This window comes from Bradyrhizobium jicamae (assembly GCF_018130215.1).
Lineage (GTDB): Bacteria > Pseudomonadota > Alphaproteobacteria > Rhizobiales > Xanthobacteraceae > Bradyrhizobium > Bradyrhizobium jicamae_A.
Map to the genome: position 1 here is coordinate 1 of NZ_JAFCKQ010000077.1, position 21,021 is coordinate 21,021.

Below are 21,021 nucleotides of genomic sequence, written 5' to 3' on the forward strand. Positions count from 1 at the left end.
TGGCGGACACGGAAAGTCCCTGGCGGTGCAAATCCAAGATCATCACAAGTTCCCCAATTTTGATCACCGCGCCCCTCTCTCCCACCAAGGGGAGCAGCATCGGTGAGTCGTTGCATCGCCAGCCCCACTGGGGCATGCCCCGCTGGGGCTGGCGACATGAAAACTGGGGAATTTTCAAACGGCGCTTTTGGGGAGTTTACGTCCGGCACTCACAGCCTCAACCTGATCGGCCTCCAGATCGCCGCCAGGCTGTGTGGGTAACCGCACAGTGCCATTGACCCGGCGAAAGCTACTCAGAAAGCATTCCGATTGAAGAATTGCGGCGTGCTGTATGCCTCGACCCAGGGCGGCAAGCATGAGTGCCTCAGATGACGATGTATGCGAGAGATCATTTGCGCACAGGACTTGCCAAGGATCGCGACCGCATCACCCCATGCCGGACGGCTTCGGCAGGGGTCCTTTGATCCCAACGCTTGGGCTGGGCGCGAAGCGCAGACTCTGATGGAGAACTGATAAGCTTTCTCTCAAAAGCTTATCAGTCGCGCACTGCGACCGTCGACTGTTCGGCGCACCTATTCGACGACCTTGTCCTGCTCTGGGCTCATTTTATGAAGTGGCCCATGATTAGGCTTTCGCTTCACTCAGACTTCGTCCAAGCATTGTCGTAGCTCCTCGACGTCCAGATTCGGCAGGCGCTTGTAGTCGTATTTAACTTCGGCTTTCAGGACGGTCGTGTTTTGCTCGGCAGCCGCAATGATCGTGGCGAAAGTGATGCCGCACATTTGCATCAGCACGGCGTCGATGAGTTTGCGGACCCCCTTTGGGCTTTCAGCATAGAGTGAAGCCGTGACTCCGAGATGCAACGAGAGGTCCTCGTTGTCTATGAGGTCCTCGATGAACAGGTTGCTCAGCTTCAGACCGTAGTCGGCGCGGCGTAGCCTCTTTGCTTTGACGCCGGCGCGCTTACGGCTTTCTTTTTCGTTTACTTTAGACTGACTTGTTTTCACGGAAGACCTCCTGGATTGATTTTAAGGTGGCCATTACGACCACGAGACTAATTTACAAGATCAACTACAGGCCACTGATTGCACTAACCGCCAACGGCATCGCTGCCATTGGCCAAGCCATCTATCCACGACTGATAATAAAATTCTGAAAATCTTATCAGGCGCCAATCTGGTGAACGGCGCTGTTTCAGGGTAAGCAGTGTCCCTTGGTCCCGGCTCTCGAATTTCGTCCGCCCAGCGCCACAATTGCTAGATCAAGTATCAGCATTCTACCCAGATCGAGGCGATTGAAGATCCGCCGATGATCGAAGCAAAGGCTGCCTAGAAAAACTCGAATGACGGTAAGAACGGAGCTCATTGGTTGGCGAAAGAATGGCAGGTCGCTCCACCGTGCGACCTGCCGATAACGAGCAATTAGGCTGAACCAAGCTCGGCTAACCGAAAGATTTATGAATCATCGGACCGCGACAACAAGTCATCGCATAATTCCCTAGCGACTCGCATTTCGATAAACGCTGATCTGCTTCGTGCGGCTAGCGCGCGCCTTGTCTTTTCAGATTCCCGCTCGATATGCGAAGCTAATAGACCGACATATTCGCACTCAGGATCTTTAGCAATTTGAATTGGATCGTCGTAGTCGAACCACCTCAACATCATTTCCAACGGGCTGCCCTTGGAAGATATACCCGGGTCTTGTCGGCTCACGTCCTTGATCAACTCGTTGAAGAACAGCGGAGCCGTTTCATATAACCACGGCGATGCGGCGCCTGTTGCTAGATCGCTGATTATACCCAATAGCGGCTGCTTGACGACTTCAGGTTTGTAACCGATGGCCAGCTCGGTCAGCTTTTTCAACAGACGCTTTGGCATTTCGTCTACAGTCATGGATAAGTCAACGATAGCGCTAACATGGTCCTCGCGATTCCGTTTCCACATGCAATTGTCGTAATCGGGATGAAATTGCGTACGCGGCAGTTTATTGACGCGCTTTTGGTCCACCAAGATTGCCTCTGCAAATTTCGCGAGAAACGCTTTTATATCTTTATGAGTGAGCGCTTTCGTCTTTACGACTTCGGCCTTGCCGCCCTGAATAACCTTTAAAGAGTTCACCTTCGTAGAGTTATTTCCCATTTGCTATCTCATTTGTCCGAATTTGGGTCGGATCCCACTACGACCGTTTGATCGCAGCCAATTATTTTACAAGATTGTTTTCGCACGCTGCGTAACCGGCTCAGTCCATCCGGGTAGCTTGATTTGCTCGCCGACCGGGGTCTCTCAGTATGGAAAATGTGGTTTATGCCGCGCGGGAGATTTCCTGTTCATTCGTGCAGCTAAGAAAAAACGCACCCACATGATTGCTCATCGTCGCCGAAACCCAGACAAACGCTCAGGGCTACTTCGCGATCAGTGAACGTCTCTTCGAACTGATATCTTTTTATTTGTTGCGCTCAGAGATTGATCGCGTAGAATCTCGACAGTCGGTTTGATCGAGATGGCAGGCAAACAAGCCAAAATTCTTTCCACTCAGGCGGCGCGAGACATGTTGCTCTTCGCCGAAACGACCAGACACCCGGATAGAAATCGCGTCATTGTCTTGCTCTCGCTAAAGGCCGGCTTGCGCGCGGCCGAAATCGCAAAGCTCACGTGGGACATGGTCGAGACCGTCGACGGCGACATCGGCGCAACAATCGAGCTGCGAGACGCGGCCGCAAAGAAGCGACATGGTCGCCGGATCCCGATTCAAAGCGATTTGCGTCGCGCGCTGATCGTTTTGCGAAGACAAGCCCGATGCGAAGGACCGATTATCCGATCCGAACGCGGCGGCCCCATGACGCCGTTGAGCATCGTCGTCTGGTTCAACCGGATCTTCCGTGCGACGGGGTTAGACGGCTGTTCCTCTCATTCGGGACGTCGAACCTTCATCACTCGCGCAGCACGTTTGGTTCATGAGGCCGGTGGATCACTAAGGGATGTCCAACTCCTGGCAGGTCATTCTTCCATCCAGACGACGCAGCGATACATCGACGGCGACAGTGATGCGCAGAGGAGGCTGGTATCGCTGATCTAAGACAATCTCTGAAACCGGTCCTGACATCAGAACCGCCGCCGGAAGAGCCTATCGAGTTCGCGACGACACTCATCGAAGCCATCGCCGGCGAAACCGCCCAGATGTCGAGATTAGGCCAAGCTGGCGTTGCCTCGCCTGACCCCAAGCTACGCCGTATCGTCCGGTCCAAAGCTACGCCGGCTCTGTTCGACTGGATGGTCGAGACTTTCAACTTCCAGGGAATCTCCGACGGGGTTGCAGCGTCATATCTCGAGACCCACGGCGGCGTTACGTGGCATCAGATCAAGACCGAGATTAGCCGCGATCCGACCTGCTCGCTTTTGCGGAGTTATTGGACCTTCGAAAATTGCCGGTATGACAAGACCAAGCGTACTTGTAGTCACCTTCGCCATTTTTCGGAATGTCCGGTCCCATCTCATCGTTTGAGAAATGGCCGCCTCAACCAAACCGCATTCAGCTTCTTTCTGTTCGTGAGAGACGTCGCCGGATCCAACCTCTTCCGCTGGTTCGATGATCAGCTCGCGACCACGGCCGACCTTGGCAATTTGTCAGCGCAAGAATCCTTAGTGGGCCCGATGCGTCACATCTTTGGAGTATCGGACAAGGTCCTCACGATGACGTTGTCATCGGTGCTGATGGCCGATTGGAAAGGCAGGCCCGACTGGTTTGACGTCGGCAGCCAAATGATCGTCGTCGACCGGCTCGTCCACAATCTGCTCGCCCGCGCCGGGATCCTGGCGAGGTTTGGCGCGAGCCACACTTACGGCCAGCGCTGCTACGCAGAAAACGGTTGCGCCGACATCTTGCGGCAAGTTTCGGCCGAGATCGACGCGCGCCAATTCGATGCCAGCTTTCCCGCGAATTTTCCGCGTTATATTCAGCATGCTCTTTGGCACTACTGCGCCGGCAGCGGCCTAAACGTCTGTAATGGCAACAATATTGATGATCGTAAGTCATGCGAGCAAATATCATGTAATGTTTACAGTATTTGCGGCCGAAATGCCTTGAAATACAAGTAGTAACTGCACAAATCGAAGCATCATATTATGCATTAAAGTATTGAAATAATTGATATTTTTGTCAGTTTTAATGAGAATATTGCTACGAGACTAGATAATCTTGTCTCGTCTTAGAACGAGGAACAGGCAAATGCCAAGACCAAAGCCAAACGGGCGCGCCCGGCGCCAGAACGCATCGACCTTTCCAGCAGGGGGCCCAATCGGGCCCCTTCTGCATTTCAGGGAGGCCGAAATGACCAAGTCTAAATACACTCAGACCGACCCCTCGGCGAATCCCGCGGTCATCGTCTTCGGCCTCGATCCAGCAGGCAAACCGAAGGCTGGCCGGTTTCCAGGAAAGGACGCCACCCTGGCCAGAAAGGCCGCCCTCGCCCTGAAACTGACCGTTTGCAACGTCAATCGGCCCAAGCTGACCGATATCTTTAGCCGGATCCCGATCGGCCGCCTCCACGCCCAGGGAAAGGCGTTCCTGCCGTTTATTCGCCGGGACCTCTACGAAGAGCTGACCGCCGCGGCGAACCCCGCCATGGCTGCCGCAGCAAAACCTGGCCCGAATATATCGATGGCGCCGGCAGCCAAGCCTCCCAAGGACCGAGCCAGCATCGGCGTGGGTGACCTGGTTCTCTGCGCCGAAAGCCTCGAAGAGGGCTATTGGGAGGCCATTGTCACCGCACGGGATGGCGACAATCTCGTCTGCCGGTTTAAAGACTACCCTCGCCTTCCGCTCGTCATGTGCATCCTTCAGGACGTTGCCTTGATGTACGGCGGCTAGGACGTGGCCATCGAGGTGGCTCCGCTATTTCTGGGCCACCGCCCTCTTTCCTTCATTTCAAATCTCAGTAGGAGACCCAACCATGTCTAGCGACAAGGCGCGGATTCGCGCGCTCAATGATGACCTCCGACAACATCTGCTTGGTGGCGGCGCTGTCATGACGCCTGGTATTGCGGCCCTAGGCCCTGAAGCGCTTCTACGGCTCGTTCAAACCATCGCGACGTTCGACGACTTTTGTATCGAGAACGACCCTCACAACGAACACGATTTTGGTGCCTTTGATTTCGACGGCGTCAGAGTCTTCTTCAAGATCGACTACTACGACAAGGACCTCAAGGCCGGCTCACCTGATCCGGCTGATCCGAGCGTCACTGAGCGAGTGATCACTCTCATGTTGGCCGAAGAGTACTAACCAAGCCTTCGAGACCATTGAAAAGCCAATTTCGTAACCACCACCCCACCTATCGAGGCTCCGCTACGGAGCCTCATTTGATTCCAGAGGAGAGTCTTCATGTCGACGACACCAACAAAGCTCAAAGCGAATAAGCCTGCCGGCAAGACCGTCATTATGTTCGGACTAGATAAGGACCGTAAACCGCAGGCGGCGCGGTTCACAGGTGAGAACGAGGCGCTATTGGCAAGAGCTGCGGCAACGAAGGGTCTGCGGCTAGCGGTACCAGCCACCAGAAGGCACTTCGAGGTCGTGAACAAGCTTCCGGCAGGCCGACTTCACGCGAACGGTAATGGTCTCGTGCCCAATGTCGATCAACACCTCTATGATCAGATAAACTCGCTAGTGGGTGGCGATCCCGGTACGATCTCTGCGTCGCCGCCAAAGTCTTGGGCTCAGCTCGCACCTGGTCATCTCGTCATCGCGCGGGCCACTGCCGATGAAGGTTGGTGGCCAGCGATTATCACGAAGCGAAGCAATGATACGCTGACGCTGAAGTGGCGGGACTACCCTAGCGAATCCGAGATCGTGCGCCCGGTCAGTTCAGTCGCATTGCTGAATAACGATTGAGCGAGTGGCTACGATCTGCTGGCCGACGAGTACAAGGTGTAGAACTCCGGAGCGCGGTGAGCCTAATCAGTGACGAGCCTTGCCAATGGTACCGAAAGCGCCTCCGCGATCCGGGCCATCACCAGCAAACTCGGATTGCGTTTACCGCGCTCAATTCCGCCCACATAAGTCAAATCGATTTCGGCCTCAAAAGCCAACTTCTCTTGGGTCATCCGTCGCTGCTGACGGATTTTCCGAACGTTCCTCCCTACCACCGCCCGCCAATCCTGCATTGCGGGATCGAGCACCATACGGCATATTCTAGGGAATATAATCCCTAAACGACAGCTGATCCTCGATGCTCGCACGGCGGCATCATTGCGAAAGGATTATCGATGTCTGCGACTCTACGAATTTTCCTAGATCGAATGTTTGGACTTCTTGCTCTGGCTTCAGCCGGTTCGGCGGCTACCGCGCACGCGCAATTGCCACCTGACCTCATGCGCCCACTCGACCGGACGATCAATTCAGCCATCGCGAAAGCCAGTCAATCCCGATGGGAGCGCCTTCCAACGGCCGAGTTGGTCTGCATCGACAAGGCCCTTCAGAGCACGGGGTCTAGCTTGTCCCTGGTTATCCCAAACCTGCAGCCGACCGATCCGAGACTTGCCGAAATCCGGTCGCGCTGCCGAGCCGCCAATAGTTCGGTGCCACCGGTAGGCTCGACTTCCCTTCCCAAGCCATCAGCGTATGCCGTTGACGGTCTTGCGCTAGGCACGAAAGTCAATTTCCAGAGTTCGGCTTACGCTCAGTACAATTGCAAAGACGGCAATCGCTTTCCGGGATTTATCTGGTGTCAAAAAACCAAGCACGAACCTGGCCCGAGGCGGCCTGTTACGGTGGCAACCTCGATACTGCACGCACAAGATGGCACGGCGGTTTACATAAATCGGTTCCTAAAGCCTGCGTTCTTGAGAGAGCCCGACGCGCAAGCCGAAGTTATGCGCCTCTCAGCCAAGTATGGTCCGGCCGACGTCCGGCGCGCGACCGATCCACCGTCGACCACCAATGCCGTCATCGCAACATTCGGCGAGCTAACTCTGAAGCCGCTGTCCGAACCGGAACTTCAGCTCGCTGCTGTTGGCCGTCTTCCCCACGGCCGAATTCCGTTCGACTTTTTCGGTGATTTCCGCCGATCCGCGCAGAACGGTCTTCCGGTATTCTGGATTGACGGTGGCAGCGGCTTCGTCTGGTCTGCCAGCTTTGACCAAGATGGCCGGGGCCATCTCCGGTTCGCGGCAGCCGATGCCAGATCGTTCACCCAGCCTGCTCCGCCGATCGAACAGGCTCCCTCCGATGGAAAACCGGATGCTGGAACGACCTCGCCGGCGCCATCGAATCAGGTAGTCAGGGGCGTTGACAATCCTCGGGTGGCTTCAACTCAAACCGGAGAGCCCTTCTACATCAGTCCATCGGTACGTCTCCAATCGCGAACCGAGATCGGCAGCCTCGCCTCGTCCGAAGCTATCTGCGCCCTGTTGAACCACCCATTGTTCTCTCATGTCGAGGTCGAGACCGGAGACTGGAAATCCATAGCCGATCTGGACCCAGATCATTCGGGCAAGCAGTGGATTATCGCTCACTTTCCGCCCCAGGTCCGCGAGCCTCATTTCATCATCGAAATCGACGGCGAAACTGCAACGAAAGCCGAAGCCAACCTCCAAGCCTGCCTCCAGAAGTTGTCAGCCACCAACGCCAAAGCTCCGGCTGCAATAAAGCGAATCCTTCTGCCTAACCTCAAGGTCGATTGCGTCGATGCCGTACCAACCGAAACCGATGTTCACGCGGATCCGTCTAGCACCTCGGCCCAACGCCCGTCGGTCCGACTCCCGTGTAGTCCATCTATTCAGATCGACACCACGACTACCCACAAATCGGCCGAAGGCTTTCTGATGTTGACCATGGCGGAGGCGCAGCCAATGCTGAAGATCCTGTTTGATAGAGCTGAGCAAGCGCTTCAAATGGAGATTGCGGCCAAGCGAAAAGAGCTGCAACGGCAAAAGGACCAACAAGAACAAGACCGCCTCCGCCGCGAGCAAATCGAACAAGCCAGATTGAAACACCAGCAAGACCAGGCAGACCAAGAGGCAGCCCGTCAAAAGGCCGAGCAAGCACGACTGGCGGACTTGCGCGAGATCGCACAAAAGAAGGGCATCGAATATGCGAACAAGCACGAAACTGAATGGTCGATCTCCTCAAAGATCGATGAAATGACCGACAAGACGATACTGACAGCGACATCTAGGCAAGTCGACCACGGGGTGGTGGCGGAAGTGACCGTCAAATGTTCCTCTTCTGGCCTCTCAATAACCGCCCTCATCGTCGACGAAAGCGGTAAAGCCACGGTGTCGGTACCGACCGGGGGATCATTTCTTATGCCGGGAGCAGTCGCCGGCCAATTCCGCCTAAACGACGATGACCCCGGCCCTACGGGCTTCTTTCCAGCAAGTGAGTTCAGAAATGAGCTGAACATCTCCGGCAGCTTAGGTGCCGCTTCCCTCACGGACGGTATCTACTGGCGGCTCTATGCTTCGCTTCCCACGGACAGTGGACAACTCCTCATTAAAGTCCCGCTATACGCCCCGCAAATCCAGGCAGTGACCAAGACGTGCCCGGGCCCTCACTGACAACCGAATTCGTGCCATCTAGAATCCGGCCGGTAATTGACCTCTCTTGTTAATGAAGCCAACAAGGGTGCGCATTTTGCGCACCCTTTGTATCGACTCATGCGATGTGATCTGACTGACTGCTTGTTGGACCACATAGAATGGAATGAGCCCCGCCGATGTGGCGGGGCTCATTGTTCGTTAGTAGCGGGCGGGTAGGCGTGCGCCTCTATTTAAACTCATCGGCCATCGCGTTAGCGTGCGCCCCCAATTCGAGGACTTCTTCATCGAACTCGGACATTAGTTGGAAAGCATCTTCGATCGCGGACTGAAGTTGAGCGGCCCTTTTCGCACACTCTGTGCATTTCTCGAGCCTTTCTGTCAGTTCGGACATCTCTGCCTCCGAACTATTCAACAAAAAGAATGGGAGGTCGCTCTTTATCAATTTGATCTCCTTCCGCAGGCGGCGAGCATGGAATCCGACCTCGCCAAGTTTCTCAAAGAACTCCGGCACCATCGGACTCTTTTGACAAGCCCTTATCGCATTCGCAAGCTTGGTGATTTGTGCCTCTCGTTTGGATTTCGATTTGCTGGGACCTTCTCTCCTTGGAGACACTCTTTTCGACCCTTTAGAAGGCGTCTTCAAAGACGACAGTGCAACAACGCTTGATTCGTTCGACATGTTGATACCCTTGGTTTGATGAACGTAGCCGACCGCCGCTCAGCAAAACCCATCTTGCCGCATAGCGAACGCTACCTGGTATTTTACAACTTTCATTTTTGGCATCTTCACCGTGATATCCTTAGATGAACCGTCCTCTTCTCGAGGAGCGAAGCGAGACGCCTTCATTTATAAGATTGATAGGCACCTGATGAGAGGCGCTGGTGAAGAGGAGCGGCTTGGCCGGGTACCGCCTCAACCCGGCCACTCGTTGCTAGATTGCATTCGAGGTTTTGCTCGACGTCCTAAAACCCGCTATGGACGCGGCGTTGAAGGGCTGGCAGATAATCACACTCTGGGTCATCTGCGATTGACAAGGGATCAATCGGTTTCAACCAACACATCATCCGCTCCCGGAAGTCGCCCCGCTCCGCGCTTTCCAATACCCCACAACCGACCTCTCGAATAAGGAAATCAAAGAACAACGGAGCGCTATCGATCTGTCCGGGAGCGAACGCATCCGTGGCGGCCTGCGACAACAAGTCAACGAGCGCGTTTCGCACCGTGCGCGTTCTCCGCCTTTCTGCGAGCAAGGTCAGCTCCCCGAGCGTTCTTTCCGGAATCTGCTCCAAGCTGACCATGAGATGATTGATGAACTCCAAGTGCCTTCGTCGGTATCGCTTCCACGTTCCTCGACTATATTGTTTGTGAAAGCTCGCGGGCGGAAGACAATCAACTCGAACCTGGTCCAACGCAATCGCGCCGGAGTAGCTCAAAAGTAAATTCTGCACATCTCCCAGCGAGCAGCATTCGTCGATCTCTTCCTCACTTCCATTTTGAACATCGATACCCATAGCCACGCCTCTCTTGATGACTTCCCATTCGGGATACGAAGCGGATTGCTTCGACCATCATTTACAAGATCGATAGCCGCCCACTTTGAGTTGCCCGGTTATCTCGGCGTGCGCACCAAAGCACTCAATGTCGTGCGCCGGCCTATGGGACATCCGTGTGGCCCGTCGAGCGCAACGACTCTTGCTGTTTCTCTGATTTTGAAAACATTCGGTTTGCGCCACAATATCCGGCGAAATTCGCCTGAAAGCTCGCCTCGGCTTTCGCCTGGGCTTTTCCTTCAGCTGCTCAACGGGCCCCCGACTGATTGCTCAGAGTTGTCCACCGGGATGTCAGAGACTCGCCGCACGTCACGTGGAGAATTCGACGATCCAAAGCGGCACTGGCTTGAACCCTCGGCCGTGGGTTCTCTTCGATTCCCTTAGCGGAATCAGTCGAGAGCAAGCACAAACCGTTTGATCCGGGCAGCTCGGTAGCTGAAATTCGCGGCATTCTCGTAGCGTTTTCGAAGAGCCGCCGCCCGACCAATCTCCCTGATTTTTCGACTCGAATATCGCCGCAACCATCGCCGGGGCATCCTCCCTCTTCTTTGACGATCTCCGTACCCCCAGGCGAAACGCCGTTCGCTTGACACTAATTTAGAACATCGCTTCAGGAGATATGCTGATGACACTCAAAACGTCGGAACAGAAAATTGTCGAGCGAATCGCAAAGGTTCGAAAAGCCGCCTGCCGCGCTTCAGAGAGTAAACGCCGGTTTGCCGACTATCGCTACTTGCGGGCTGTATTGCGGGCCTACGACTACTTCTTAGATGAGGATCTGCTGGCGCAGCTCGGTGAAATCGCTCCATGCGTGCTCTTGACGCCGGTACGAGAAGGTTGGCATCCAATACGGATCATCATTGAAGCAACGTGCGTCCAGCCAGACGTTCGTGTGCGAAGCCGATGGACTCGGGCGCTGGAATTCGCCGCCGCAAGAAAAGTCGATCCTGATCAGCTGCCAAGGTTCTTGCAGGCGAACGGCGGAATCGCAGGAGCCGCCGATATGGCGAGCAAAACCCGACCAAAACGTACCGATCCCCGTCGTCCGTTAACTCGCGCCTACTTTTCACCAAGGGATGGTCTAGGTTTAAGGTCAAACCCGGTCAGGGCCCACGCTAGCGGAACAATTGGGCTATTGGGAAATCGCGTCCGACGCTGACGTCATTCCCGAAAGTCAATGACGGCATCACGGGTTACGCGAAGAGGACGAGGGCCAAACTTGGGCTTCCCCCTGGGGAATGCGCCTAGAGCGATCGTCTGCCGGAACATAGCCGTAAGACAGATTTGGCTTCTGAGATCGCCGTATCGCTCCCAGCGAAACACTATTGGATTCACCGCATCGCTGTAGATTTACTAGCCTTGCTCACGGCGTGTTGGGTTGATGCAGTCCTTCGCTCGAAGCGACCGTGAATCTCTTGGGGTAAGAACCGCGACGGTTTGGAATAGACGGTCGCTGCCGGAACGTTTCTCCTGAAAGCCTGGAAGTTTCGCCTGGGGAGAATGATCTCCAGCCGATCTTTGGCTCGGGTCATCGCCACATAGAGGAGACGGCGCTCCTCCTCAATGTCGTCCTCACTTCGACACTTGCTCGATGGGATACATCCGTCCATCGCACTGAGGATCGTTATGCACTTCCATTCGCAGCCCTTGGCCGAGTGGATTGTCGAGAGAGTCAGGAGGTCGTCCGCGTTCTCTTCTGACAATTTCTGTTCAGCCAGCAGGCCCGGCGGGTCCAGCGCCAAGTTGGTCAGGAACTCGCGGCATGAGCCGAATGCTCCGCCGAGCGCCACGAGCTGATCAAGATCAGCTTTCCGACGTTCTGCGCTATCCAGCCGCGCCAAATAAGGCCGATACCAGCGCACCACTTCCTCAAGAGCCGCCGGCCACGCCGGTTTGAACAGCCGACCAAACAACCTCACGAGAGCCTTCCACTGCTTTGCAGCCGCATTCGGCACAACCGCCCGCGAGAGAACTTTCTGGAACTTTGGTTTGCACAATTCTTGAGCCAACCGATCCGCGGTCGCCTTTCCGACCCCATCCAAGAGCATCAGAACACGAAATGCTGCGATCTGGTCGCGGGGATTTTGCCACCATTTCAGGACTGCCATGACGTTCCTAATGTGCGCCGATTCCAGAAACTCTGAACCGCCCCATTTTTGAAACGGAATCTTCGCTCGTCTAAGCGCGACTTCCAGCCCTAAGCTCTGTTGCGAAGTCCGAAACAAGACAGCCTGCTGCCCGAATGGCACTCCCTGTTCCCGCAATTCTAGAGCTGTTCGAACGCCGTGATCGGCCTGCACTTGCTCATCCGCCACGGTGGTCAACAGCGGAAGCTGATCAGATTTTCGCTTGGACCACAGCTCCTTCTTAAAGGCGTTCACCGCGAGCGACATCACGGCATTCGATGCTTGAAGGATTGGCTCGGTTGATCGATAGTTTCGCGTCAGGGTGATGACTTTGGCTGAACATGGAAAGCTCTCGGAAAACCGCCTGATGTTTTTCACAGTCGCCGCTCGGAACGAGTAAATGGCTTGAGCGTCGTCGCCGACGACAGTTAGCCCTCGCCCGGTTGGCTTTAGGAGCTTGACGATCTTGAACTGAAGCCGGTTGGTATCCTGGAATTCGTCGATGAGAACGTACTTGAATCGCCGCCTGAGACGCCGGCCCACCGTAGGATGCTGAAGAAGCTCTCCCAAGAGAACAAGTAGATCGTCAAAATCCACCGAGTTTTGCGATCTTTTTGCCTCCGTGAAGCTAGCGAACAACTTCGCCAGGGGCTTGGCATACTCCTCACAATGGCGGTAACGGTTGCGCTTCAAAGTCGCTTTGAGCGATAAACAAGCACCCCTCTGGTACGAATAAATTTCGCTGCAGAGATGCGGGTCGGGAAACGCACTATTTTTACCAACCTCACCGGACCGCGCTTGCACGAGATCCATCAAATCGGCTGCATCATCACGACCTAGGACCGTAAAGTTCTCGCCTAGACCGACGCAGTCGTGGAATTCATTGAGCAGACTGACGGCAATCGAATGAAAAGTCCCCGCATACGGCAACCGCACTAAGACATTACCAACCGCAGCGTTGGCCGCTTTCTGTGCGCGTTCGTCAAGCTCCTTCGATGCCCTTTTGGTGAAGGACGCAGCGAAAATCTCGCTCGGCTTGGCTCCGCAAGCGATGAGCCACGCTATTCGCTTTGCCATCGTCTCGGTCTTGCCAGTGCCTGCGCCAGCAATGATCAACAGCGGCCGATGCTGAGTTGCTTCACCGGTCTTCATTCCGAAGGTTACGGCCTTTCGTTGTCTCGGGTTCAGTCGTTCTAATGCTGATGAGTTCATTGTCTTGTTCGACACGTTTGATCCTTCCAAAGCCGCTCGGTTGCGCTCGCACCGAATGCGAGCGCGAAGTGGGTTGATGTTTTTGTACTTTGTGGATGCCAAGCTGCGGCCGGAGAGAGGCAGGCAGTTTTCAGGGGATGCTTGGCGTCTCCCGATCGTGCCGTCCTAATCCGTGCCAAGAAGTTCGTTGGCCGGATCATTTACAAGATTGCGGAAACAGGTCTGCTGGCCTCAGGCTCCGAGATTTTGGTCGCTCTCGTTCCGTTCGTTCATGACGACGAATGGCAGCCCAACAAGAGCGCTTGACGCGACCAAGAATTCTTCGACCTTGGCCGCCGGCGATCCAGACGTCAGGGAGAGATAAGTGCCTAAGCTGCAAGTAGAGGCTGACGCGCTCGCCCGGCCGCAACTCGCTTCGATACTGAATATGGCTTGGTTCGGCCGAGACGGCTGATTCACTACGTAGCCCGAGCCGATACGCCGTTTTCGGCGGCTTTAAGAGATAAGCAATTGCGCCTGCCAACTCGCGTTTACGGACCTGACATTGGTGCGCACCAACTTGGCCCGGGGTGATAGGAGTATACTTTCCGGAGCTGTTCAGCTCGGCGACAAGGTGTTTAGCTTGCTTCCTTGTCATGCCCGATACCAGCGCGTGCAGATGCCAAGAAATACATTTCGACTGCTTCAGGTTCGCACCCGGAGCGCTGACATGGCTGTACAATCCCGGCTCAATTACGCCGATATAATCTCGATTCCGGAGACCTTTTCGCAAATGACGAATCATCGGGCGGAGATCAACATCAAGCTCATCGGATGACCGGGCGCAGCTTATGTCCACTAGAGTGAAGAGAAAGACCGGCTGATTGATAGTTCGGTCACTGGCGTCGTAGTCAAAATGGTCAGCTAGTTCTTGGCAGAGGTAGTGAGCCCAACAGAGTCGCGCGGACTGACAGACCGCACTAAGTTGCGCACCGTCGTTGGCCGTAACGAGGTCTTCGTCGCTACTGTAGATTAGATGTCGTTTGCGAGATGTCTCGAATGCTTTGAGCAGTTCGTCTGTTGCCAGTTCTTCTGCAGCGAGAATTCCTGTATGCTTGAATAGCGTCATGATCGTCGTCCGCTGATGGGGGATGACGATCATTTACAAGACTGAAAAATCGGCCTGAGACTTTGGTCAATAATCTGCAATTCTGGCCTAAAACACTGCAGAACCGGTGTTAAACGCTGCAATTTGGATAGTCGAGTGTGTCAACAACAACAGCAACAAGTGCGATCAACCAGACGCCGATGGTCTGAATCATCCCGCGCTATCTCTCTGGCCCGGTCGCAAATCCTCGCATCTCACAAAGACAAAAGGGTGCGTAAAATGCGCACCCTTGTTCTCACCTAACCGACTTTGGCTAGAATTTCTCGTACGAATTGTTTCCGAGCCTTCGCGGGCTGCTTGTCGAACAGCTTCCGAAATGTCGACTTTTTCCATTCGGTCCATAGCAGCACTACGGACCCTCCTATTGCGGAAAGACTGAGACGCTTCTCCTTGGACGCCGCCGCCTTGGCGCCGCTGTTCACCTGCTTGCTGCGAGACTTAGGCTTATCGGGTAACCGATCATCATCGCCGTTCGTTTTCTCAAGGAACTTGAGTTGCTCTTCTTCTCCCTCGATCGCGACGACAGCCTTTAAAATGTTCCGTTTATTAAGCGCCGTACTCTTGCGAATTCGTTCTTTGACGGCGTTGGGCAGGGCGGCGTGCCGATATGCTTCGGCAATTCGCGTTCGATCAAACCGAAGCGCCTTCGCGAGCTTCTTATAGCCTTTATCGTTGGGCTGCTTGCCACCAGGTACGGCGCTCGACGCAACTCGCGGCAACCTTTGCCTCGTTGTTGCATATCCCACGATGGCCTCCGACATCTCTAACGGCCGCAGATGACTGCGATGCAGGTTTTCGGACCATCTCCAAGCCATTGCGTCCTCGCTACTAAGGACAATTGCGGAAACCTTTCGACGCTTCAAATTGCGCATGGCTTGAAGCCGGTGCTGGCCGGCCGCCAAGCCATATTTTCCGACCTGAGGCCCATCGAGCTCGTACACATGGATCGGTTGTCGGAGTCCCTGGTCCCGAATGGACGCCTCGATCTGCGCTAGCTTCTTCTTGTCCAGAGAACGCACGCCATTACTAAGCACAATTTGATCGATGGGGACTTCAATGACCCGCGTTGATTTTTCCACTGGCGGCGTGTCAGCGCCGCCTGAATCAGCAGTTGGCTTCCAATGACCGGGATTGGTTCGGTAGTGCATATTCACTTCTCCGCTGTTGATGATGGGTATTCAAAGCGCTGCTTCACGTTGAATACATCGACAGCGTGCGCCGTTTGGACCCAGGCGTACATTCGAAGGTGTAGACTTCACTTAGGAAGTAGTGCATTTCCTAATCTTCGTCCATTCTTTGGAGGGTGTGGTGGCTACGTTTCAATTGGATGATCTGAAGGCTTTGCTGAGCAACGAGCCCGAGGCTTTCCCGCACGAAAGGGCAATACGTCACTTGCAGTTCAGGATTTGGCTTCTGTTCCCCGAAGAATATCAAATCGTAGATGCCGTGGGAAGAATAGCGGCCGCCGCTTTCTTAAGAGACTACGAGGCGGAAAACACACCGCGCGTCGCCCGAGCTATTGATAGAATGCGTGGGGACAGGAATGCCACGTCCAAGTTTTTGATCCAACTTTTGAAACAGGCTGAATATCGGGAGCTGTATGACGCGCTATTTGGCAGGGCTGGCTGGACCATCTTGGCGCAAACTCCGAGCTTCGATGAATTGAATCGACGCGTAGTCGCTCGAACGAAAGAAGTCGAAACTGTATACGAAATGACCGACTTCCGTTTTCGCATGCTTGATCACAACACGCTCGATAAGAAGGCCGAGGCAAACATCAGCAGAGGTGAATTTTATCGATGGTATGAGCATCCACACGGAGACCTAAGTTGGCGCACAATACGGTCTCGCTGGCAGCAACTGAGAGGGAGCGCTCCATTCTTGTATGCGAACGCGAAATTGGGTGCCGATTTCTTGCCTTCAGGCTTCGCTCGAAAAGATCTCGCGTCGAAAGGCGTCAACAAAGCAAAGTTGAAGCAGTTCATTGGAGTAGCCATCTACGTCGCCGATAAGATAGATTCTTCTGCCTTTTCGGACTATGGAATCGAGGAGCCCCTCGTAAAGCCGTTGCGCCCGTCGACTCAAGCTTTCGAACAGCACGAGATCGAAAAGATGGGCAAATACAAGGACCTTGTAGACAACATGCGCTCGGACGATAGGAGGTTTCTAGTTTCCTAAGGGAAGACCAGAGCTTCGAAGAGACCTACCTCGCTTGGTGTGCGATCCTGGGTTCAACCGGCCCAGGAAGGCTCTAGCCACCATGATACGTTTCGAACACCGGCGTCCGCCAGAGCAGATTGCCCACCTCTTCACCGGGGGAACTGCAGCAAACTGCTGCACTGTCTCCCGACGGACATTTAGCTGCGCGCTCGGTTCGATGGGCAGCCTTGCTCCAATCATCCTCGCGGCCTCTTCTGATTTGCTTGCAAGAGGGTCACCTGCGCTGCGAGTTGGGTTTATTCGATGACCGCTCGTCCGGCCCTCATTCCTAGTGGCGCCTGGCCACGACGGATGGCTGCAGACATTGCGGCCGCTTACTGCGGTGAAAGCACGGTCGAAGCCTTTCTCAAGAGAGTGGGAAAGGAGTATCCTAGGCCGCGTGTCTGCGAAGGGAGGCGTCGGCTGTGGTTGAGAGACGATCTGGACGCAGCAATCCTCCCGCCGGAGTTGGTTCGACCAACCGACATCGCCGCGGATTTGTGAACGTGGAGCTGCCCCGCCACGTCATCCCGAAGAAATTGGCCTCTGGTAGGACGGCCTTCTATTACAACGTCCCCACGCGCTACCGGAAGGCCGGCTGCCCGGTGCAGAACGAGCCGCTGGGCACCGACTATGCCAAGGCCTGCGGTGAAGGTGGCCGCGCGGCTACCCTGAACGGCCTATTCGACGAATGGATGGACGCTCGAAAAGGGCTCTCCGTGTCGGGCGAGGCTGCTCCGCGCATCGGTACGATCGACTGGCTCTTCAGGGAGTATCGACAGAGCCGAGCCTACCTGGAGAAGGTCAAGCCGCGCTCGCGCCGAAACTACGAATGGAATATGCGCGAGATCTGCGACACGCTCACCAAGCGAGGCGATCGCGTCGGCGGCAGGCCGATCAAGTCAGTGACGCCACTGGGTGCCGATAAGCTGTACGATACGTTCGTCAAAGGTGGGAACGGCATTCGGCTCAGGACGGCCGAAAAGCTGATCGTACTCTGCCGCAAGGCCTGGCGCGTGGTTCACCGCCTGCACCCGGCCGAGTTTCCGCAGGACATTCCAAATCCGTGGATGGGCATTACCATGGCGACCCGGGTCAAATTGGTGAAGCACGCGGTGACGCGCGAGCCAAGTCTACACGTTCGCACACGGCTGCGTGGAGCGCGGCGAGCCTGAATGTGCCGCAGCGGCCGTCATCTGTTTCGAGTGGCTTCAACGCCCGGAAAACGTGATTGCCGGCCATATCAAATGGAGCGGGTATCGAACCGGGCTCAAGCCGACTATTCGGGTTGAACACCACAAGACCGGTGCCGTGATCGATCATCCCCTGGAAGAGCGCTTGGCTACCGGCGAGGTAGTCAAATTCTATGAGGAGGCTGAGGCGGTGCTGGCGAAGCTGACGCGCCGTGGTGTTCCGATGATCCTTCGGGAGATTGTACCGCTGCGCCGTCAAACCTCGGACGAGGGCCAAAAGTCCGTCTCGAGGCCCTACTCGTTCTCCGGCATGCAAAAGATCGTCCAACGGATGAGGAAGGACATCGGCCTACCCAAGGAGTTCACCTTGGATGCCTGCCGGCACGGCGGGATGACCGAGCTCGAGGAGGCGGAACTGACCGAGGGACAGGGTCGCGCCCTATCCGCGCATCGCACCAGGGAGAGCTATGCCGGCTATGCCAAACGGACCGAGGCCCGCATGCTGTCCGCGACTCGGAAGCGGCACGCGCATCTGCTGGCGAACCAAACAGCAACAGACGTTCAGAATGCGAGCGCTGACAGCGTTCAGAATACAAACCAAGAACCATCAAAATCCGCTTGATTAATCAGAGCGTTAGGATGGCTGGGGCGGGAGGGATCGAACCTCCGTATGGCGGAATCAAAATCCGCTGCCTTACCGCTTGGCTACGCCCCAATGCGCCGATCCGGAGCAACGCCGGTCTATAGAGTGAGACCGGCCATTTCAACAGGCCGGCGATCGATTTCGGGCGAAAGCCGCCGGTTGATGATGCCCGCGCCCCGGGCATGACGTGACATCGCGATGGCCGAAACGGACCTCGCGATGTCCTTTCGGACAGTTGAGAGGCCGCTTGTTTCATGGGAAGACAATTTCCGGAGCCATTTCCGTTACGATGGAATCGGAACGGAGCTCCAGACCCTAGTTTTGACGCCCTACCTTCACGCGAACCGGTATCCACTTCGCTTGAAAACGCTCTACACGCCTCGCCGGGAGTAAAGCCATGACTTATCGCGCACCGATCAACGACATCCTGCTGTCTCTCAATCATGGCGCGGGGCTCGCGGCCGCCGTGAAGGCGGGCCATTACGGCGATTTCGACGGCGACATCACCGCGGCGGTGCTGGAGGAAGCCGGCAAGTTCGCCGGCGACGTGCTGGCGCCGCTCAACAAGGTCGGCGACGAGCATGGCATCAAGCTCGACAACGGCACGGTCACCACCGCGCCCGGCTGGCCCGACGCTTACAGGCAATGGACCGCCGCGGGGTGGAATGCGGTGTCGGGACCGGAAGCCTTCGGCGGCCAGGGCCTGCCGCTCGCGATCAACGCCGCCTGCACCGAGATCTGGAGCGCCTCCAATGTCGCCTTCGGCCTCTGCCCGCTGCTGACGCTGTCGGCGATCGAGGCGCTCGATGCCCATGGCAGCGACGAGCTGAAGGCGATCTATCTGGAGAAGCTGGTCACCGGTGAATGGACCGGAACCATGCAGCTCACCGAGCCCAATGCGGGCTCCGACGTCGGCGCGCTGCGCACCCGTGCGGAGAAACAGGGTGACGGCACCTACCGCATCAAGGGCACCAAGATCTTCATCACCTATGGCGAGCACGACATGACCGACAACATCGTGCATTTCGTGCTCGCGCGATTGCCCGATGCGCCCTCGGGCACCAAGGGGATCTCGCTCTTCCTCGTTCCCAAGTTCATGGTCAATGCCGACGGCTCGCTCGGCGCGCGCAACGATATCCACGCATCCGGCGTCGAGCACAAGCTCGGCATGCACGCCTCGCCCACCTGCACCATGACGATGGGCGACAAGGGCGGCGCGGTCGGCTACCTGGTCGGCGAGGAGAACCAGGGCATGCGCTGCATGTTCACGATGATGAACCAGGCGCGGCTCGGCGTCGGCCTCGAGGGCGTCGGCATCGCCGATCGCGCCTACCAGCAGGCGCTGGCCTATGCTCAGGAGCGCCGCCAGGGCAAGGCCGTCGGCCGCAAGGGCGACGGCATGGATCCGATCATCGTCCATCCCGACGTCAAGCGCATGTTGATGCAGATGCGCAGCCTGACGGCTGCCGCCCGCACGATCTGCTACGCCACGGCGGTCGCGCTCGACGTATCGGCGCGCGCCACCGACCCCAAGGTGCGCGCAGATGCCGCCGCGCGCGGCGCACTGCTGACGCCGATCGCAAAGGCCTTCTCCACCGACATCGGCAACGAGGTCGCCTATCTCGGCGTGCAGATCCATGGCGGCATGGGCTTCATCGAGGAGACTGGCGCCGCGCAGCATTACCGTGACGCGCGCATCACCTCGATCTATGAGGGCACCAACGGCATCCAGTCGATCGATCTCGTCACCCGCAAGCTCGGCGCCAATGGTGGCGCGTCGGTGTGGGCGCTGACCGAGGAACTCTCGGGAATCGTCAAGCAGGTCGAGACCTCCAACGATCCCGCCTTCGGCACCACGGGCGCGAAGCTGCGCGACGCCCTCGCCGCGCTCGATCGCGCCGGCAAATGGCTGCTCGAGCGCCTCGCCACCGCGCCGAACGATGCGCTCGCAGGTGCGACGCCTTATCTGCGGCTGTTCGGCGCGACGCTGGGCGGCTGCATGCTCGCCGGCGAAGCGCTCGCCGCCAAGGCCCACGGCGACTCCGAGCCCCAGCGCTACGTGGCGCTGGCCCGCTTCTTTGCCGAGAACATCGCAGTGCAGGCGCCGTCGCTGGAGAAGACGGTCACCGACAGCGCGGATGCCGTGACCGGCGCGGATGCGGTGCTGGCGGGGTAACATTCCGCCGTCGTCCGAGCAGTCGATTGCGCCAAACCCCGGGTGTCGTCCCGGCCCACGCCAGGACGACACTGAAAATGTTGCAACAGCGAGAGTCATGCATTCGCGCTCTCGCGACATGAATCGTCCGAGCCTTGCATCTCGCTTCGCCGCTCTATGTGAAGAGGGCGCAGGGAAAGCCGGGTGCCGATCGCACCCATGGGCCCCGTGCAATGTAGAAAGCACGGGGGTAGGACCAC

The 21,021-nt window shown here is 56.5% G+C and carries 19 protein-coding genes and 1 tRNA gene; 11 read left to right on the forward strand and 9 right to left on the reverse strand.

The genetic code is table 11. From position 1 onward, the window contains the following. Positions 1–641: 641 nt before the first annotated feature. A complete protein-coding gene (locus JQ586_RS38455) occupies positions 642–1,007 on the reverse strand; it encodes a hypothetical protein (RefSeq protein ID WP_212399849.1) in 366 nt (121 codons plus the stop codon). A gap of 447 nt (positions 1,008–1,454) precedes the next feature. Beyond that, the gene (locus JQ586_RS38460) at positions 1,455–2,138 is read right to left on the reverse strand and encodes a hypothetical protein (protein ID WP_212399850.1); all 684 of its coding nucleotides are present in this window, start codon (positions 2,136–2,138) and stop codon (positions 1,455–1,457) included. A gap of 361 nt (positions 2,139–2,499) precedes the next feature. On the opposite strand from JQ586_RS38460, the gene JQ586_RS38465 reads away from it, so the two are divergent. From JQ586_RS38465 to JQ586_RS38485, 5 genes are all read left to right on the forward strand, one after another. Next, a complete protein-coding gene (locus tag JQ586_RS38465; protein WP_212399866.1) occupies positions 2,500–3,075 on the forward strand; it encodes a site-specific integrase in 576 nt (191 codons plus the stop codon). 101 nt (positions 3,076–3,176) lie between these two features. Continuing rightward, positions 3,177–4,094, forward strand: a complete 918-nt coding sequence (locus JQ586_RS40930; RefSeq protein ID WP_249148646.1) for a hypothetical protein — start codon at positions 3,177–3,179, stop codon at positions 4,092–4,094. Positions 4,095–4,326: 232 nt separating this feature from the next. After that, the gene (locus JQ586_RS38475; protein WP_212399851.1) at positions 4,327–4,866 is read left to right on the forward strand and encodes a hypothetical protein; all 540 of its coding nucleotides are present in this window, start codon (positions 4,327–4,329) and stop codon (positions 4,864–4,866) included. 82 nt (positions 4,867–4,948) lie between these two features. Continuing rightward, on the forward strand, positions 4,949–5,278 hold the full coding sequence (locus JQ586_RS38480; RefSeq protein WP_212399852.1) for a DUF3768 domain-containing protein: 330 nt from the start codon (positions 4,949–4,951) through the stop codon (positions 5,276–5,278). A gap of 99 nt (positions 5,279–5,377) precedes the next feature. After that, a complete protein-coding gene (locus JQ586_RS38485; protein ID WP_212399853.1) occupies positions 5,378–5,887 on the forward strand; it encodes a hypothetical protein in 510 nt (169 codons plus the stop codon). A gap of 62 nt (positions 5,888–5,949) precedes the next feature. Here JQ586_RS38485 and JQ586_RS38490 read toward each other — a convergent pair whose 3' ends face one another. Beyond that, entirely contained in the window at positions 5,950–6,177 is a 228-nt protein-coding gene (locus tag JQ586_RS38490) for a helix-turn-helix domain-containing protein (protein ID WP_212399854.1), read from the reverse strand. 84 nt (positions 6,178–6,261) lie between these two features. Here JQ586_RS38490 and JQ586_RS38495 point away from each other — a divergent pair, with 84 nt between their 5' ends. After that, positions 6,262–8,553 (forward strand): MAP7 domain-containing protein, encoded by a 2,292-nt coding sequence (locus JQ586_RS38495; RefSeq protein ID WP_212399855.1) that lies wholly within the window; start codon positions 6,262–6,264, stop codon positions 8,551–8,553. 208 nt (positions 8,554–8,761) lie between these two features. Here JQ586_RS38495 and JQ586_RS38500 read toward each other — a convergent pair whose 3' ends face one another. Continuing rightward, on the reverse strand, positions 8,762–9,214 hold the full coding sequence (locus tag JQ586_RS38500; RefSeq protein WP_212399856.1) for a hypothetical protein: 453 nt from the start codon (positions 9,212–9,214) through the stop codon (positions 8,762–8,764). A 284-nt stretch (positions 9,215–9,498) separates the two neighbouring features. Next, positions 9,499–10,047, reverse strand: a complete 549-nt coding sequence (locus JQ586_RS38505) for a hypothetical protein (RefSeq protein ID WP_212399857.1) — start codon at positions 10,045–10,047, stop codon at positions 9,499–9,501. A 664-nt stretch (positions 10,048–10,711) separates the two neighbouring features. On the opposite strand from JQ586_RS38505, the gene JQ586_RS38510 reads away from it, so the two are divergent. Continuing rightward, positions 10,712–11,245, forward strand: a complete 534-nt coding sequence (locus JQ586_RS38510) for a hypothetical protein (protein ID WP_212399858.1) — start codon at positions 10,712–10,714, stop codon at positions 11,243–11,245. Between the two features lie 172 nt (positions 11,246–11,417). Here JQ586_RS38510 and JQ586_RS38515 read toward each other — a convergent pair whose 3' ends face one another. The 3 genes from JQ586_RS38515 to JQ586_RS38525 all read right to left on the reverse strand — a co-directional run bounded on the left by JQ586_RS38515 (position 11,418) and on the right by JQ586_RS38525 (position 15,719). Beyond that, a complete protein-coding gene (locus JQ586_RS38515) occupies positions 11,418–13,439 on the reverse strand; it encodes an ATP-dependent helicase (protein ID WP_212399859.1) in 2,022 nt (673 codons plus the stop codon). Positions 13,440–13,620: 181 nt separating this feature from the next. After that, positions 13,621–14,532, reverse strand: a complete 912-nt coding sequence (locus tag JQ586_RS38520) for a hypothetical protein (RefSeq protein WP_212399860.1) — start codon at positions 14,530–14,532, stop codon at positions 13,621–13,623. A 278-nt stretch (positions 14,533–14,810) separates the two neighbouring features. Further along, positions 14,811–15,719, reverse strand: a complete 909-nt coding sequence (locus tag JQ586_RS38525; RefSeq protein ID WP_212399861.1) for a ParB N-terminal domain-containing protein — start codon at positions 15,717–15,719, stop codon at positions 14,811–14,813. A 160-nt stretch (positions 15,720–15,879) separates the two neighbouring features. On the opposite strand from JQ586_RS38525, the gene JQ586_RS38530 reads away from it, so the two are divergent. The 3 genes from JQ586_RS38530 to JQ586_RS38540 all read left to right on the forward strand — a co-directional run bounded on the left by JQ586_RS38530 (position 15,880) and on the right by JQ586_RS38540 (position 18,585). Then, positions 15,880–16,749: a hypothetical protein gene (locus tag JQ586_RS38530; protein ID WP_212399862.1), complete on the forward strand. Its 870-nt coding sequence runs from the start codon at positions 15,880–15,882 to the stop codon at positions 16,747–16,749. Between the two features lie 527 nt (positions 16,750–17,276). After that, the gene (locus JQ586_RS38535) at positions 17,277–17,945 is read left to right on the forward strand and encodes a hypothetical protein (protein ID WP_212399863.1); all 669 of its coding nucleotides are present in this window, start codon (positions 17,277–17,279) and stop codon (positions 17,943–17,945) included. Further along, positions 17,926–18,585, forward strand: a complete 660-nt coding sequence (locus JQ586_RS38540) for a hypothetical protein (RefSeq protein ID WP_212399864.1) — start codon at positions 17,926–17,928, stop codon at positions 18,583–18,585. The genes JQ586_RS38535 and JQ586_RS38540 overlap by 20 nt, the downstream gene beginning before the upstream one ends. 18 nt (positions 18,586–18,603) lie before the next feature. Here the strand turns inward: JQ586_RS38540 and JQ586_RS38545 are convergent. Next, a tRNA-Gln gene (locus tag JQ586_RS38545) sits at positions 18,604–18,678 on the reverse strand. A 325-nt stretch (positions 18,679–19,003) separates the two neighbouring features. On the opposite strand from JQ586_RS38545, the gene JQ586_RS38550 reads away from it, so the two are divergent. Next, positions 19,004–20,782, forward strand: a complete 1,779-nt coding sequence (locus JQ586_RS38550) for an acyl-CoA dehydrogenase (protein WP_212399865.1) — start codon at positions 19,004–19,006, stop codon at positions 20,780–20,782. The last annotated feature ends 239 nt before the right edge of the window (positions 20,783–21,021 follow it).